General features: G+C 38.1%; 15 protein-coding genes. 14 read left to right on the top strand and 1 reads right to left on the bottom strand.

Translation table 11 applies throughout. The features are described from left to right. Positions 1-26: 26 nt before the first annotated feature. The 13 genes from KV696_RS08690 (at position 27) to adcA (ending at position 13,808) form a co-directional block, all read left to right on the top strand. Positions 27-731 (top strand): MIP/aquaporin family protein, encoded by a 705-nt coding sequence (locus KV696_RS08690; RefSeq protein WP_049539425.1) that lies wholly within the window; start codon positions 27-29, stop codon positions 729-731. Positions 732-1,245: 514 nt separating this feature from the next. Beyond that, positions 1,246-2,109 carry a helix-turn-helix domain-containing protein gene (locus KV696_RS08685; protein ID WP_219967447.1) on the top strand — a complete coding sequence of 288 codons (864 nt, stop codon included), beginning with the start codon at positions 1,246-1,248 and terminating at the stop codon, positions 2,107-2,109. A gap of 357 nt (positions 2,110-2,466) precedes the next feature. Further along, positions 2,467-4,044, top strand: coding sequence for an ATP-binding cassette domain-containing protein (locus KV696_RS08680; RefSeq protein WP_101786195.1), 1,578 nt, complete (start codon positions 2,467-2,469; stop codon positions 4,042-4,044). Between the two features lie 211 nt (positions 4,045-4,255). After that, positions 4,256-5,434 carry a ryptide export MFS transporter gene (locus tag KV696_RS08675; protein WP_219967445.1) on the top strand — a complete coding sequence of 393 codons (1,179 nt, stop codon included), beginning with the start codon at positions 4,256-4,258 and terminating at the stop codon, positions 5,432-5,434. 309 nt (positions 5,435-5,743) lie between these two features. Next, entirely contained in the window at positions 5,744-5,875 is a 132-nt protein-coding gene (locus KV696_RS08670) for a teichoic acid D-Ala incorporation-associated protein DltX (protein WP_000813667.1), read from the top strand. 20 nt (positions 5,876-5,895) lie between these two features. Then, entirely contained in the window at positions 5,896-7,446 is a 1,551-nt protein-coding gene (dltA, locus tag KV696_RS08665) for a D-alanine--poly(phosphoribitol) ligase subunit DltA (protein WP_219967443.1), read from the top strand. Next, positions 7,443-8,687: a D-alanyl-lipoteichoic acid biosynthesis protein DltB gene (gene dltB / locus KV696_RS08660; RefSeq protein ID WP_219967441.1), complete on the top strand. Its 1,245-nt coding sequence runs from the start codon at positions 7,443-7,445 to the stop codon at positions 8,685-8,687. The genes dltA and dltB overlap by 4 nt, the downstream gene beginning before the upstream one ends. A 12-nt stretch (positions 8,688-8,699) precedes the next feature. Next, complete coding sequence (dltC, locus tag KV696_RS08655) at positions 8,700-8,939, top strand: D-alanine--poly(phosphoribitol) ligase subunit DltC (protein WP_000351967.1); 240 nt, start codon at positions 8,700-8,702, stop codon at positions 8,937-8,939. Further along, positions 8,932-10,200: a D-alanyl-lipoteichoic acid biosynthesis protein DltD gene (dltD, locus tag KV696_RS08650; protein ID WP_219967439.1), complete on the top strand. Its 1,269-nt coding sequence runs from the start codon at positions 8,932-8,934 to the stop codon at positions 10,198-10,200. Before dltC ends, dltD begins: the two co-directional genes overlap by 8 nt. Before the next feature lie 149 nt (positions 10,201-10,349). After that, the gene (gene adcR / locus KV696_RS08645; protein WP_001249314.1) at positions 10,350-10,790 is read left to right on the top strand and encodes a zinc-dependent transcriptional regulator AdcR; all 441 of its coding nucleotides are present in this window, start codon (positions 10,350-10,352) and stop codon (positions 10,788-10,790) included. Then, on the top strand, positions 10,790-11,494 hold the full coding sequence (locus KV696_RS08640) for a metal ABC transporter ATP-binding protein (protein WP_001269496.1): 705 nt from the start codon (positions 10,790-10,792) through the stop codon (positions 11,492-11,494). The genes adcR and KV696_RS08640 overlap by 1 nt, the downstream gene beginning before the upstream one ends. Further along, positions 11,487-12,293 carry a metal ABC transporter permease gene (locus tag KV696_RS08635; RefSeq protein WP_000950030.1) on the top strand — a complete coding sequence of 269 codons (807 nt, stop codon included), beginning with the start codon at positions 11,487-11,489 and terminating at the stop codon, positions 12,291-12,293. Before KV696_RS08640 ends, KV696_RS08635 begins: the two co-directional genes overlap by 8 nt. 9 nt (positions 12,294-12,302) lie before the next feature. Then, positions 12,303-13,808, top strand: coding sequence for a zinc ABC transporter substrate-binding protein AdcA (adcA, locus tag KV696_RS08630; RefSeq protein ID WP_219967437.1), 1,506 nt, complete (start codon positions 12,303-12,305; stop codon positions 13,806-13,808). A 973-nt stretch (positions 13,809-14,781) separates the two neighbouring features. On the opposite strand, the gene KV696_RS08625 is transcribed toward adcA, so the two are convergent. Further along, a complete protein-coding gene (locus KV696_RS08625; protein ID WP_219967435.1) occupies positions 14,782-15,639 on the bottom strand; it encodes a 5'-nucleotidase, lipoprotein e(P4) family in 858 nt (285 codons plus the stop codon). 257 nt (positions 15,640-15,896) lie between these two features. Here KV696_RS08625 and KV696_RS08620 point away from each other — a divergent pair, with 257 nt between their 5' ends. Further along, complete coding sequence (locus KV696_RS08620; protein ID WP_004235732.1) at positions 15,897-16,781, top strand: SPFH domain-containing protein; 885 nt, start codon at positions 15,897-15,899, stop codon at positions 16,779-16,781. The last annotated feature ends 133 nt before the right edge of the window (positions 16,782-16,914 follow it).

Here is a 16,914-nt window from a genome sequence, read left to right as displayed (position 1 = left end):
CCCTTCTTTTTAATGGAGACATAAAGATGATGAATGAATTATTTGGAGAATTTTTGGGGACTTTAATCCTGATTCTTCTAGGAAATGGTGTTGTAGCAGGTGTAGTTCTTCCTAAAACCAAGAGCAATAGCTCAGGTTGGATTGTGATTACTATGGGTTGGGGGATTGCAGTTGCGGTTGCAGTATTTGTATCTGGAAAACTTAGTCCAGCTCATTTAAACCCAGCTGTGACAATTGGTGTGGCTTTAAAAGGTGGTCTGCCTTGGGCTTCCGTTTTGCCTTATATCTTAGCCCAGTTCGCAGGGGCTATGCTGGGTCAGATTTTGGTTTGGTTGCAATTCAAACCGCATTATGAGGCAGAAGAAAATGCAGGTAATATCCTGGCAACCTTCAGTACCGGGCCAGCCATCAAGGATACTGTATCAAACTTGATTAGTGAAATCCTAGGAACTTTTGTATTGGTATTAACAATCTTTGCTTTGGGTCTTTACGATTTTCAGGCAGGTATCGGAACCTTTGCAGTAGGAACTTTGATTGTCGGTATCGGTCTATCACTAGGTGGGACAACAGGTTATGCCTTGAATCCTGCGCGTGATCTTGGACCTCGTATCATGCACAGCCTTTTGCCAATTCCAAATAAGGGAGATGGAGACTGGTCTTATGCTTGGATTCCAGTTGTAGGACCTGTTATCGGTGCAGCCTTGGCCGTACTTGTATTCTCACTTTTCTAGTTTATACTCAATGAAAATCAAAGAGCAAACTAGGAAACTAGCCGCAGGTTGCTCAAAACAATGTTTTGAGGTTGCAGATAAGACTGACGAAGTCAGTCACATATATACGGCAAGGCGACGTTGACGCGGTTTGAATTTGATTTTCGAAGAGTATTAGAAAACAATTATTTTGATAGAGCTTGGGAAAAAACCCAATTTCAGCAAAAAATAAAGTAAATCTTCTCACAATAAAACGCATAGTATCAAGTTTTTCAATACCTGATATTATGCGCTTTTCTTATCGTTAAGATTTTTTCTCCAGTCACTTTTTTCGATTGAAGATGTAAGTATTTTAGTAACTAATTTCTTAGTACTAGCCAACAACGATAATCATAATTCCTCCAAAAAGTAGGAATAATAAAGGCAATAGCTTTTGCTTTTTCATGTGAAATACCTCACTTTTATTTTCTTCTATTTTATGCTAAAATATTAAAAATCAAAAACTGTTCCCATATATGCTTGTTGGAGAGATATTATGAAAAAATTTGGAGAAATTTTTAAAAAGTTTCGAGAATCGAGAGGGTTTCGCTTAAAAGATGTCGAAAAAGCTGGTATATCAACATCACAGCTCTCACGTTTTGAAAAGGGAGAGACTGATTTAACCATTTCAAAATTTATGGCTATTTTGGATGAAATTAACATGCCTATTGATGAATTTATGTATGCTGTTCATGATTTTCATCGTGATGAACTGAACGAACTCTTATCAAAGGTTAGGCATTTTGTATCAAATCATGATGTTGATGGGTTGAAAAAACTACTTTATTCTCAGATGGAGTCAGATTCTAAACAAGAGAAATTTCATAAGCTTAACATTATTTTATTAAAAATTCGTTTACAAGATTTATCTGGAGAAGCTTATTATTCTGGTGATGATTTATCTTATCTAACTGACTATCTCTTTAGTGTTGAATATTGGGGATACTATGAATTATTGATTTTTTCAAATACTTTAGATGTCCTAAAACACGATGTCTTTATGGTTTTGGCTAGAGAGATGTCTAAACGTTCTGATTTTTATAAAGAAATTCCTAATAATAGACGACTGATTTCATCTATGCTATTGAACGGATATATCACATGTATTGAAAGAGGAAAATTTCTTGATGCTTTGTATTTTGAAAAACGACTAAACCAATGCTTTTTCACTGAAACTGAAATTTATGAGCGATTGGTATTTCAGTATGCACAACATCTGTATCGATACAAAAAAGAGATGGATTGTAAAGCAATTATTGAAATGAGGAAGTGTATTGGAGCAATGAAATTAGCGGGAAGTAACCATTTGGCAAAGAATTATGAAAGGCACTTAGAAAAAATTTTAGCAAGTAAAAAGTAATACGCAGATATGGGAAAGGAAGTATCTCGAAATAATATTTTGGTAGAATTGTCTTTAGAAATTTCAATTACGGTTGTTTTATCAGTTCATTGTATTTGAGCGATAGGATTTTTCGAAGTTGTCACCATAATTATGAATTTTGAGGTATTTAATATGCAAGTTCTATCTCCATATATTTTAAGAAAGAAAAGTGAAACAGGAGAATTATTTTTCAATAGTAACAATAATCACTCTTAATAAACAGCATCATATATAGGTTAATTAAATTATTGTATAGTCTCAGTTGGAGTTAATTTGTTTATAACTTTTAGACTGAGGCTTTTATATCTATTTGCTTTCTTTTAGATAGGCTTATTTATGAAATTTCTAAAATACATTAAAACTAATATTTTTATCTATTTTTTAATAGGAGTGCTTTTGAATAGTGGGATGGCTCTAATAAAGCCATTGTTATTGGATAAGCTATTGAATATTCGTGAAGAGCAACTTACAATTGGTACAATTTCATACTTTGTTTTATATGGCCTGTGTTTACACCTGTTTTTTTATAGCACGATGTTGCTAGCAAATTTTGTCAGTAATAATCTGCAGCGTCATATGCAAATTCGGTTAAAAGATCAGCTTATTAAGAAACTATTTTTGAAAGAAAATGTTGTATATGATGAAAAAGTTTCAATTGTTACACAAGATATGGAACTGCTCTATAATCGCTTCTTTTTACCCCTGGATATGATAGTTGGAAGAGTTTTTATACTTTGTACAACGATTGTTTTTATTTTGGTGCAAAATTTTTGGCTTGGTATTGTTTTTATTGTGTTCTCTTTTCTTCGACCATTACCTCAATGGGTAATGAATAATCGTTTAATGAAAAGTGGTGCAAATTTTTCGGAAATGCAAAAAGCTTTTCATCTATCTGTAGGAGATTTTTTTAAGGGAGCAGATACGATCTATTTTTATGGCGCTAGTAAAGAAAACTTTGCTAAGATGAGAAAAAACAACGAGTGTTACGAGAATGCTCGTTGGAAAAATGAATGGACTAGCAATGTCGTTTATTTTTTCAATGGTCCTTTAGAATTCCTTAGTCAGGTACTACCTCTTGCACTTGGTCTTTTATTACAAAAGAGCGGTATAGAGTTAACAACAGCTAGTTTGGTCTCTATGTATATAGCTACAATGAATCTTAGCGGACCTATTCAAAGAATTATGTATAGCATATCTGATATACAGCGATCGCAAACAGTGAAAGAAAAAATATTTTCATTATTGGAAGAATCTTGTTTAGAAACATCATATCCGACAGTCGAATCTTTAGCTGAGCTAGTTTTGGAGGGCGTTTCAAAACAGGTTGGAGAGCAAGTGCTCTTTTATGATTTGTCACTTAGATTAACTAAGCCAAGTAAAGTTTTAATAAAGGGAGCTAGTGGTACCGGAAAGTCAACTCTCCTACAGTTGGTAGCAGGAAAGATAAGCCCGAATAGTGGTAGAATTATCGTACGTGATAAATCAGGTCGAGAATTTACTCATTATCAAGGGAATGTCGCTTATATTTCTCAGAATCCATTTTTCATACATGGGACAATCCGAGAAAATTTAACATTAGGACAGGAGATTTCAGATAAAGAATTACTCTGTTGTCTAGAACAAGTTGGCTTAACGAATGAAATCACCAATATCTTGGATTATCAACTGATAAATAATGGAGAAAACATTTCAGGTGGACAACGTTTACGACTTGAATTAGTTCGCTGTCTGCTTCGACAAAAAGACATTGTGTTGGCGGATGAGGTTACATCATCCTTAGACAAGGACAATGCATATCAAGTGCGCCAGTTACTTTTGCAGTTGCCTATCATTTTGATTGAAGTTGCTCATCATATTGATTCAGAAACGGTTTATAATCAAGTAATTGATTTGGGGAAATATAGAATAAAATAAATAGACTTGTTCGGCATCTTGCGAGCTATAATATATATGCTATATTATGGATTGTTTTAGCTGATTTAAAGATGTGAAAACTAAAAACTATGGCTAAGTTGGAATGTTAAAAATTCAATTTCTGACCACCTAATCTTGTGTCAAATAGTTATCAAACAAAGTCTACTATACCATTTATCAGTTAAATATTTTTATGTTATAGGAGAGTTACATGTCTAATTCATTTATCAAGTTGTTAGTCTCTCAATTGTTTGCAAATTTAGCAGATATTTTCTTTAGAGTAACAATCATTGCTAACATATACATTATTTCAAAATCAGTAATTGCCACGTCACTAGTTCCCATTTTAATAGGGATATCCTCTTTTGTTGCGAGTCTTTTAGTTCCTTTAGTTACTAAAAGGATAGCGCTCAATAGGGTTTTATCTTTATCCCAATTTGGAAAGACTATATTATTGGCGATACTGGTAGGAATGTTTACCGTAATGCAATCCGTAGCGCCTTTGGTAACCTATCTATTTGTTGTGGCAATTTCAATATTGGATGGTTTTGCCGCACCTGTTTCTTATGCAATTGTGCCGCGCTATGCGACCGATTTGGGTAAGGCTAACTCAGCTTTGTCAATGAGTGGTGAAGCTGTTCAATTGGTGGGTTGGGGATTAGGTGGACTCTTATTTGCAACAATTGGTCTGTTACCTACCACGTTTATCATTTTAATCTTGTATATCATTTCTAGCTTTTTGATGTTATTTCTTCCTAAGGCTGAAGTGGAGGTGCTAGAGTCAGAGACTAATCTTGAAATTTTGCTCAAAGGTTGGAAGTTAGTTGCTAGAGATCCTAGATTAAGACTTTTTGTATCAGCAAATTTATTTGAAATTTTCTCAAATACGATTTGGGTTTCGTCTATCATACTTGTCTTTGTAACTGAGTTATTAAATGAAACAGAAAGTTACTGGGGATATTCTAATACAGCATATTCTATCGGGATTATAATTAGTGGCTTAATTGCTTTTCGGCTATCTGAAAAGTTTCTTGCTCTTAAGTGGGAAAGTATTCTTTTTTCTCTTATAGCCATGGCAATAGTGACGCTGACTATTCTATTTTTTCCAAATGCACAGATGTTTTTAGTATTTTCAGCTTTAGTTGGTATGTTATCGCAGCTAAAAGAAGTTCCTGAAACTGTATTTCTTCAGGAAACAGTAGAGGAAAATAACTTGGTTAATGTCTATTCCGTTCTTGAAGTGATTTCGACATTAGCATTTTCAGTATTTGTTTTGCTAATGAGCTATATTACTGAGAGTTTTGGTATTAGCATCAGTTTTTGGCTATCAGCCATTTGTCTGATGATAGAAGCTATTTTAATTTATATCAGACGAGATTATTTTAAATGAGAGACTGGTTAAAAAGTCTTGAAAAATTAGAAAAGCGCATAGTATCAGGTGTTGAAACTTGATATTGTGCGTTTTATTATGGAAAGATTTACTTCATTTTCTCCTAAAATTGAGTTTTTGCCCAGGAACACTCTATTTGAAATATTCATAGAAAAACCGCATAATCTTTAAAATTAGCTTAAATGTAGTGAAAATGTACGGTAAACAATTGAAAAAATACTATATAAAGTGGTACAATGGTAGAAAAATAAGCTAGTAAGAATCACTCTTATTTTAGCGAAAAATTACAGAAATGAATGGTTTTTCTTGATGAAACAGAGAAAAGAATTGTACCTCTTTCTTGGTCGGACAGCCTTGTATTTTCTTATCTTTCTAGGGCTGCTTTACTTCTTTAGCTATCTTGGTCAGGGTCAAGGAAGCTTTATCTATAATGAATTTTAACTTGAAGGAGAATCCCTATTGTGTCAAATAAACCAATAGTAGATATGATTGAAACCATTGAGCATTTTGCTCAGACACAGCCTAGCTATCCTGTTTACAATGTTTTGGGGCAGGAACACACTTATGGCGATTTAAAGGCCGATTCGGATAGTTTAGCTGCAGCCATTGACCAACTAGGCTTGCCAGAGAAGTCTCCTGTGGTCGTTTTTGGTGGCCAAGAGTATGAAATGTTGGCAACTTTTGTAGCACTGACTAAGTCAGGTCATGCCTACATTCCAATTGACAGCCATTCGGCCTTGGAGCGAGTTTCAGCTATTTTAGAAGTAGCGGAGCCAAGCTTGATTATTGCCATTTCAGACTTTCCATTGGGTCAGATTTCTACGCCAATGATGAATCTAGCTCAGGTTCAAGAAGCCTTTGTCCAAGGGAATAACTACGAAATCACGCATCCAGTTAAGGGAGATGATAATTACTACATTATCTTTACTTCTGGTACGACCGGTAAGCCTAAGGGAGTGCAGATTTCCCATGATAACCTTCTCAGCTTTACCAATTGGATGATTACGGATCAGGAATTTGCGACACCAAGTCGTCCGCAAATGTTAGCTCAGCCACCTTATTCTTTTGACCTGTCTGTCATGTATTGGGCGCCAACCTTGGCACTCGGAGGTACACTTTTCGCTCTTCCTTCAGCTATTACTCAGGACTTTAAGCAACTTTTTGCGACCATCTTTTCATTGCCAATCGCTATCTGGACTTCAACACCGTCTTTTGCAGATATGGCTATGTTATCTGAGGATTTCAACAGCGAGAAAATGCCTGGCATTACGCATTTCTACTTTGATGGCGAAGAATTGACGGTTAAAACGGCTCAAAAACTGCGTGAGCGTTTCCCGAATGCCCGTATTATCAATGCCTACGGCCCAACAGAAGCGACAGTAGCCCTGTCAGCTGTTGCTGTGACAGACGAGATGTTAGCGACTCTCAAACGTCTTCCAATCGGCTATACCAAGGCTGATTCTCCGACCTTTATCATTGATGAAGAAGGCAATAAACTGCCAAATGGTGAACAGGGAGAAATCATTGTTTCTGGACCAGCCGTTTCAAAAGGTTATATGAACAATCCTGAAAAAACGGCAGAAGCCTTTTTTGAGTTTGAAGGTCTACCAGCCTACCATACAGGAGATGTGGGAACTATGACAGATGAAGGCTTGCTTCTCTACGGCGGACGCATGGACTTCCAGATTAAGTTCAACGGTTACCGCATTGAGTTAGAAGATGTCTCTCAAAACCTCAATAAGTCTCGCTTTATCGAGTCTGCTGTAGCTGTTCCACGTTATAACAAAGACCACAAGGTACAAAATCTACTGGCCTATGTCATCTTAAAAGATGGTGTTCGTGAACAGTTTGAACGTGATATCGATATTACCAAGGCTATTAAGGAAGATTTGACAGATATCATGATGTCCTATATGATGCCGTCTAAATTCCTTTACCGAGACAGCTTGCCACTGACTCCAAATGGAAAAATTGACATAAAAGGATTGATTAACGAGGTGAATAAGAGATGATGGAGTTCTTTCAACAGCTTCCTCATTTAGAGCCATACGGCAATCCTCAGTATTTTGTCTACGTGATTGCTGCAACCTTGCCCATCTTTATCGGTCTCTTTTTCAAGAAACGCTTTGCCTGGTATGAAGTGCTGGTTAGCCTCTTCTTTATCGTCACCATGTTGGTGGGTGGGAAGACCAATCAATTGGCAGCCTTGGGTATTTACCTTTGCTGGGAGATATTGCTCTTACTCTTCTATAAGCATTATCGAAAAAGTAAGGATGGCAAGTGGGTCTTCTACCTAGTTAGTTTTCTATCCCTCCTTCCGATTATCTTTGTCAAGGTGCAGCCAGCTATCAATGGAGCGCAGTCTTTGCTTGGATTTTTGGGAATTTCTTACCTGACCTTTCGTTCGGTTGGGATTATCATCGAGCTGAGAGATGGAGTGATCAAGGATTTCACCTTGTGGGAATTCCTCCGTTTCCTTCTCTTCATGCCGACTTTTTCAAGTGGTCCAATCGATCGCTTTAAGCGTTTTAATGAAAATTATCAGACCATTCCTGAGCGGGATGAGTTGATGGATATGCTGGATGAATCTGTTCGCTATATCATGTGGGGATTTTTGTACAAGTTTATCCTAGCTCATGTTTTAGGAGAGACCTTACTCCCTCCTCTGAAGAATCTAGCCCTGCAATCAGGTGGCTTCTTTAACCTCTATGCCTTGGCAGTTATGTATACTTTTGGTCTGGAGCTTTTCTTTGACTTTGCAGGTTACTCTATGTTTGCCTTAGCAATTTCAAATTTGATGGGAATTCGTAGCCCTATCAACTTTAATAAGCCCTTTTTATCAAGGGATTTGAAGGAATTTTGGAATCGCTGGCATATGAGTCTCTCTTTCTGGTTCCGTGACTTTGTCTTTATGCGAATGGTCATGGTGTTGACTAGAAAGAAGGTCTTTAAAAATCGCAATGTAACCTCAAGTGTAGCCTACATTGTAAATATGCTGATTATGGGATTTTGGCACGGTGTGACCTGGTACTATATCGCCTATGGACTTTTTCATGGATTAGGCTTGGTCATCAATGATGCTTGGATTCGCAAGAAAAAAACGCTCAATAAGGAACGGAAAAAAGCAGGGAAGCCTGCTCTACCTGAGAATCGCTGGATTCAGTTGCTTGGCATGGTTATCACCTTCCATGTCGTCATGCTGTCATTCTTAATCTTTTCTGGATTTTTGAATGATTTATGGTTTAAAAAATAAAGGAAATAAAATATGGATATCAAATCAGAAGTTATCGAAATTATTGATGAGTTGTTTATGGAAGATGTTTCTGACATGATGGATGAAGATCTTTTTGATGCAGGTGTCTTGGATAGCATGGGCACGGTTGAATTGATTGTGGAAATTGAAAACCGTTTTGACATTCGTGTCCCTGTAACAGAGTTTGGTCGTGATGACTGGAATACAGCCAATAAAATCATAGCTGGTATTGTGGAGCTTCAAAATGCTTAAACGCTTATGGATGATCTTCGGGCCGGTAGTGATAGCTGGTTTGTTGGTTTTTCTGCTCATTTTCTTTTATCCTACTAGTAAAAGTTATAATTTATCAGAAGAAAAACGATATGCAGCAGCGATTAGTACACAAAGTTTTAGAGAAAGATTTCAGAAAGTGAGAGCTCTTTCGGACCCAAGTCTACGATTCATTCCCTTTTTTGGTTCTAGTGAGTGGATTCGATTTGATAGTATGCATCCAGCTGTTTTAGCGGAGAAGTACAATCGTTCGTATAGACCCTATTTTTTAGGACAAGCAGGAGCAGCTTCTTTGAATCAGTACTTTGGTATGCAGCAAATATTGCCAGAGCTAGAAAATAAACAAGCTGTTTTTGTTATTTCTCCTCAGTGGTTCACAGAAACGGAGTATGAACCTGCAGTTTTTCGTAGGTATTTTAACACGGATCAATTGGGCGCTTTTTTGGAAAATCAGTCTGGAGATCTTTCAAGTCGTTACGCCGCTACGCGTTTAATGAAAAAGTATCCTAATGTAGTATTGGGAGATATAGTCAAAAAAATAACCGAGGGTGAGCGACTTTCAGAAATAGATAAGACACTCATAGATACATTGGCACGATTCAACCAAAAACAATCATTTCTATTTGGACAATTGTCAGTGAATGATGGAGAAAAATATAGAGATCGCGTGGAGAAGTATCTAAAAGACTTACCAGATAAGTTTTCCTACGATGAATTGAGAGAAATTGCTGTAAAAGATGCTGAAGCAAATACCACGAATAATGATATGGGGATGGAAAATCATTTCTATGATACGCAAGTAAAGAAAGATTTAAAAAAGTGGAAGGATTATCAGAAAAATTATAATTTTCTAAAATCATCCGAATATAATGACTTGCAATTAGTCTTGAATCAATTTGCGAATTCAAAAGTGAATGTATTGTTTGTGATTCAACCTGTTAATAAAAAATGGATGGATTATACAGGATTAAATCAAGATATGTATCAACATGCAGTTGAAAAAATTCGTTACCAGTTAGAAAGCCAAGGTTTTACCAATATAGCAGATTTTTCAAAAAATGGTGCTGAACCTTATTTTGTAAAAGATACAATTCATATTGGTTGGTTGGGCTGGTTGGCTTTTGACAAGGCAGTTGATCCTTTCCTATCCAATCCCACACCATCTCCGACTTACCATCTGAATGAGCGCTTTTTCAGCAAAGATTGGGCGACTTATGATGGAGATGTCAAAGAATTTCAATAGATAATATAGAAGAGTTCAAGAATGAAACTAGTTTTCACGTTTTTTCTTGACTCTTTTTTTGCTTGTGATATAATTAACTGGTAAACAAAATGTCAAATAATAGTATTTTTCTCTTAAAAAAGAGAAGTCTAAAAGGAAAGGAGTCAGATATGAGACAGCTAGCGAAGGATATCGATGGCTTTTTGAATGAGGTGATTTTACAGGCGGAAAACCAACATGAAATCCTAATAGGTCATTGCACTAGCGAGGTAGCTCTGACCAATACCCAGGAGCATATCCTCATGCTCTTGTCAGAGGAATCTTTAACAAATTCAGAGTTGGCTCGTCGTCTCAATGTCAGTCAGGCGGCAGTTACCAAGGCCATTAAGTCTTTGGTCAAGGAAGGGATGTTGGAAACGTCTAAAGATCCTAAGGATGCGCGTGTGATTTTTTATCAGTTGACTGACTTGGCTCGTCCAATTGCTGAGGAGCACCACCATCACCATGAGCATACGCTTTTAACCTATGAACAAGTGGCGACTCAGTTTACTCCAAATGAACAAAAAGTGATCCAGCGGTTTTTGACTGCTTTAGTAGGAGAAATCAAATAATGAGATATATTACGGTAGAGGATTTGTCCTTCTATTATGATAAGGAACCTGTTCTTGAACATATCAATTATAGTGTTGATAGTGGGGAATTTGTTACCTTGACAGGGGAGAATGGGGCAGCTAAAACGACACTCATCAAGGCTAGTCTTGGAATCCTCCAACCACGCATTGGCAAGGTGACTATTTCAAAGACAAATACGCAGGGTAAGAAATTGAGAATAGCCTATCTTCCTCAACAGATTGCCAGTTTTAATGCGGGTTTTCCAAGTACGGTTTATGAGTTTGTCAAGTCGGGTCGCTATCCGCGAAAGGGTTGGTTCCGTCGCTTGAATGCTCATGATGAGGAGCATATCAAGGCTAGTTTGGACTCAGTTGGTATGTGGGAACACCGAGACAAACGCTTGGGGTCTCTATCTGGAGGACAAAAGCAACGAGCGGTGATTGCGCGTATGTTTGCTTCGGATCCAGATGTGTTTATCCTAGATGAGCCGACGACGGGGATGGATGCAGGAAGTAAAAATGAATTTTATGAACTCATGCACCACAGTGCCCATCATCATGGCAAGGCTGTTTTGATGATTACCCATGACCCTGAAGAAGTTAAGGATTATGCGGATCGCAATATTCATCTAGTCCGTAACCAAGACTCGCCATGGCGTTGTTTCAACGTTCATGAGAATGATCAGGAGGTGGGCCATGCTTAGTTTGTTATCTTATGACTTTATGCAACGCGCCTTTCTGGCTGTTATTGCTATGAGTCTTTTCTCGCCGGTATTGGGAACCTTCCTTATCTTGCGTCGTCAGAGTTTGATGAGTGATACCCTCAGCCACGTCTCGCTTTCGGGTGTAGCCTTTGGTCTGGTACTAGGGATTTCTCCGACTATTTCTACTATCGCCATTGTCTTGATTGCGGCGGTCTTTCTGGAGTATCTCCGTACGGTTTACAAGAGTTTTATGGAAATCGGGACAGCTATCCTCATGTCAACAGGTCTGGCTGTTTCTCTGATTGTTATGAGCAAGGGGAAAAGCTCGAGTTCAATGAGTTTGGACCAGTATCTTTTTGGTTCCATCGTGACTATCAGCGAAGAACAGGTCATTTCCCTTTTTGTCATTGCGGCGGTTGTTTTGATTTTGACCTTCCTCTTCCTTCGTCCTATGTATATCTTGACCTTTGATGAGGATACGGCCTTTGTGGATGGCTTGCCAGTTCGTACCATGTCCATTCTTTTTAACATGGTGACAGGGGTGGCCATTGCCCTTATGATTCCTGCTGCAGGAGCTCTTTTGGTGTCGACCATTATGGTCTTGCCAGCTAGTATTGCCCTGCGTCTGGGGAAAAACTTTAAATCGGTTATGCTGCTAGCTAGTGCTATTGGATTTTTGGGAATGGTGGCAGGACTCTACATTTCCTACTATGCAGAAACACCTGCAAGCGCAAGTATTACCATTATTTTTGTAACTGTCTTCTTACTGATCAGTTTAGTAAGACGTTTTATCAAATAGGAGACTAATGTGAAAAAAATTAGCTTCTTGCTAGCCAGTCTATGTGCCTTGTTTTTAGTGGCTTGTTCTAATCAAAAGCAGGCAGATGGCAAACTAAATATTGTGACAACCTTTTACCCTGTCTATGAATTTACCAAGCAAGTCGCAGGAGATACTGCAAATGTAGAACTCCTAATCGGTGCTGGTACAGAACCTCATGAATACGAACCGTCTGCCAAGGCAGTTGCCAAAATCCAAGACGCAGACACCTTCGTTTATGAAAATGAAAATATGGAAACATGGGTTCCTAAATTGCTAGATACCTTGGATAAGAAAAAGGTCAAAACCATCAAGGCGACAGGCGATATGTTGCTCTTGCCAGGTAGCGAGGAAGAAGAGGGAGACCATGACCATGGCGAAGAAGGCCATCACCATGAGTTTGACCCCCATGTTTGGTTATCACCAGTCCGTGCCATTAAACTTGTAGAGCACATCCGTGACAGCTTGTCAGCAGATTATCCGGATAAAAAAGAGACCTTTGAGAAGAATGCAGCTACCTATATCGAAAAATTGCAAGCCTTGGATAAGGCTTATGCAGAAGGCTTGTCTCAAGCCAAACAAAAGAGCTTTGTGACTCAACACGCAGCCTTTAACTATCTTGCATTGGACTATGGACTCAAACAAGTCGCAATCTCAGGCCTTTCTCCAGATGCAGAGCCATCAGCTGCACGTCTGGCAGAATTGACAGAGTACGTCAAGAAAAATAAAATCGCCTATATCTACTTTGAGGAAAATGCTTCACAAGCCCTTGCTAATACACTTTCAAAAGAAGCAGGTGTCAAAACAGATGTCCTCAATCCTTTAGAAAGTCTGACAGAAGAAGATACCAAGGCGGGAGAAAATTATATCTCTATCATGGAGAAAAACCTCAAAGCTTTGAAACAAACAACAGACCAAGAAGGTCCAGCAATTGAGCCTGAAAAGGCAGAGGATACTAAGACAGTCCAAAATGGTTACTTTGAGGATGCAGACGTCAAGGACCGCACTTTGAGTGACTATGCAGGTAACTGGCAATCAGTCTATCCTTTCCTTGAAGATGGCACGTTGGATCAAGTCTTTGACTACAAGGCTAAGTTGACTGGTAAGATGACCCAGGCTGAGTACAAGGCTTACTATACAAAAGGCTATCAGACAGATGTCACTAAGATTAATATCACTGATAACACTATGGAATTTGTTCAAGGTGGACAAAGCAAGAAATATACTTACAAGTATGTTGGTAAGAAAATCTTGACTTATAAGAAAGGCAATCGTGGCGTGCGCTTCCTCTTTGAAGCCACAGATGCTGATGCTGGACAATTCAAGTATGTTCAGTTTAGTGACCATAATATCGCCCCAGTTAAGGCAGAACATTTCCATATCTTCTTTGGAGGCACAAGCCAAGAAGCTCTCTTTGAAGAAATGGATAACTGGCCAACCTACTACCCAGATAACCTATCTGGACAAGAAATCGCCCAAGAAATGTTGGCGCATTGATGAGAAACCGACTAGATCATAGGAACTAGTCGGTTTTTGGATACTAGATGGCTAATTTCATTATAGATCTTTCAGAACCTTAAACAATAAATAAAACTCTTGAAATCTTAGCGCTTGTGTGTTAGAATAATTTTATCGGGTAAGGTTCATTAGAACACCAAATCCCTTAACTATGCCAGTAGTTAAGGGATTTTTTGACGTATCTTAGCGATTTAACGGGTGTTTACAGGCTAGTCATTCGGTCTACTTCTTACCATCTAGCCATTTGCAGACGAAATACAAGATAATTCCTGCTATGACGTCCGCTACAATAGTAAGAACGAGCTCTGGGATAAGGCTCATTAGTTTCACCTCCTTTCACGAACCGTAAGGAACGTAATCGGTAACCGATGACAAAAATAGTATATCACATTAAATTTAGATCATCAAGATTGCTTAATGCTTGAAATATTAGGACTTATATGCTAGAATATAGTTAATTGATAAGGTTCATTAGAACACCAAAGCCCCTAACTATTGCCGTAGTTAAGGGCTTTTTTGACGTATCTTAGCGATTTAACGGGTGTTGATAGGCTAGTCAGTCGGTCTACTCCTTACTATCTAGCCATCTGCAGACGAAATACAAGATAATTCCAGCTATAACATCCGCTATAATAGTAAGAGCGAGCTCTATGATAAGGCTCATTAGTTTCACCTCCTCTCACGAACCGTAAGGAACGTAATCGGTAACCGATGACCAAAATAGTATACCACAATAAATTTAGATCATCAAGGTCACTTAATTCTTGAAATATAGGGTCTAAGAGAAAAATCTTTAAAATCAAAAAACGTATAGTATCAGGTGTGTAAAAGTTTGATGTTATATCAATTATAAAAGTGGATAGGAAAGTTTTCTGATTATCAGAATTCCTTCCTATCCACTTTTTGAAGATTGTAAGTTAGCCTAATTTTATGTAGAATCAGCTTATTTGTTTTATTTATCAAAACCTTGCAAGGCTTTTTGGCGTTCTTCTACTTGACCTTTAGCATCTAGTTTATTACCACCGTATACAGCTGATTCCCATGATCCGTACATTGGATTTGGGAAGATGATGAATTTTTCACCGAATTCTTTTTGCAATTCTTCAAGTTGTTTATCACGGTCAGATTCAGAAGTCTTAGAAAAATCTGCAAAGTCTACAAGGTTATCACCAAATAATAAGATAAGATTTGTTTTTTCTTGAACCTTTTGGCGACGACCTTCTTTGGATTTTACACCACTTTCTAAGAACATGAGATGATCACGTCCTTGAACAGGAATTCCTTCACTTTCAAGATTTTTAATGGTAGCATCTACTTGATTAGCTGAGCGGTCAGAAATATAGTAGATTTGGACACCGTTTTGATCAGCAAACTGAAGAAAATCCTTGGCACCTGGGACAGCTTTTGCTGTAGCTTTTTGAACCCAAATATCCCAATTTTCGGGTGTAAATGCTGTACCGTCTTTAACATTTTGTACTTGATAAGGGCTATTATCTAGGACAGTTTCATCCAAGTCTAAAACGATAGAGTAAGGTTTGTCTGATTCTGTTTTGAGCAATTCCTTTAGGTGATTTGTTGCAACGTTATAACCCTGTATGTATAAAGCTTTAGTTTCAGCTGATTTTTGATACCAAAGGGTTGACATAGTGTTTTCTCTTGACCGTAGTTGGTCATATGTCATTGTAATTTGATTATCAGATGAGCTATTATTGCTTGTCTGTGTTTCTGTGAACTTTATTGCACAACTAGCCAATAAGACGACAGAAGCAAGTGCAGAAAGGATTGTAACAGTAGTTTTTGCTGTTTTCATGAGATATCTCCTATTATTAATTTCAATCACTAGTATAGCACGAGGGAAAAGTTAAGGCAAGTTATTCCCTGACTATTGATGTAGATTCTATAGAAGTGAATGTAATGAAAAAAGCGATTACTAACTTGAAATGTAGTTTCACCTCTAATTATTGACATTTCAGGAAAAATCGCAGTAAAAAGTGCACAACCTTCTTTAAATGTGCTATAATACAGGAAAAAATAATAATGGAGGTCACGATAATGGCAACATTTTTGATGATTTTTGTGGTGGTTTGTGTGCTCCTATTGGTGATAGTCACACTGAGTACAGTTTATGTGGTTCGTCAGCAGTCGGTGGCGATTATTGAACGCTTTGGGAAATACCAAAAGGTTGCCAATAGCGGTATTCACATTCGCTTGCCTTTTGGGATTGACTCGATTGCAGCGCGGATTCAGTTGCGCTTGTTGCAAAGTGATATTGTGGTTGAGACTAAGACCAAGGACAATGTGTTCGTTATGATGAATGTGGCGACTCAGTACCGTGTCAATGAGCAGAGCGTGACAGATGCCTACTATAAACTCATGCGTCCAGAATCTCAGATTAAATCTTATATCGAAGACGCCCTTCGCTCTTCTGTTCCCAAATTAACCTTGGATGAATTGTTTGAGAAAAAAGACGAGATTGCTCTTGAAGTTCAACACCAAGTAGCAGAAGAAATGACTACTTACGGTTATATTATCGTGAAAACCTTGATTACCAAGGTTGAGCCAGATGCAGAAGTCAAGCAATCCATGAATGAAATCAATGCGGCGCAACGTAAGCGGGTCGCAGCGCAAGAATTGGCGGAAGCTGACAAGATTAAGATCGTCACTGCAGCTGAAGCCGAAGCAGAAAAAGACCGCCTCCATGGTGTGGGGATTGCCCAACAACGTAAGGCGATTGTGGATGGATTGGCAGAGTCTATCACGGAACTCAAGGAAGCCAATGTTGGCATGACAGAAGAACAAATCATGTCTATCCTCTTGACTAACCAGTATTTGGATACCTTGAATACCTTTGCCTCTAAAGGAAATCAAACCATCTTTTTACCAAATACGCCAAATGGTGTGGATGATATCCGAACACAAATCTTGTCAGCCCTTCGCGCTGAGAAGAAATAATAGACTAATACTCTTCGAAAATCTCTTCAAACCACGTCAGCGTCGCCTTGCCGTACTCAAGTACAGCCTGCGGCTAGCTTCCTAGTTTGCTCTTTGATTTTCATTGAGTACAAAGAGCTTGGCGACAGGCTCT

Source organism: Streptococcus humanilactis (assembly GCF_019448275.1).
GTDB lineage: Bacteria > Bacillota > Bacilli > Lactobacillales > Streptococcaceae > Streptococcus > Streptococcus humanilactis.
Note: the sequence above shows the minus strand (reverse complement) of the source record. Positions and strands in the feature narration are given on the sequence as shown.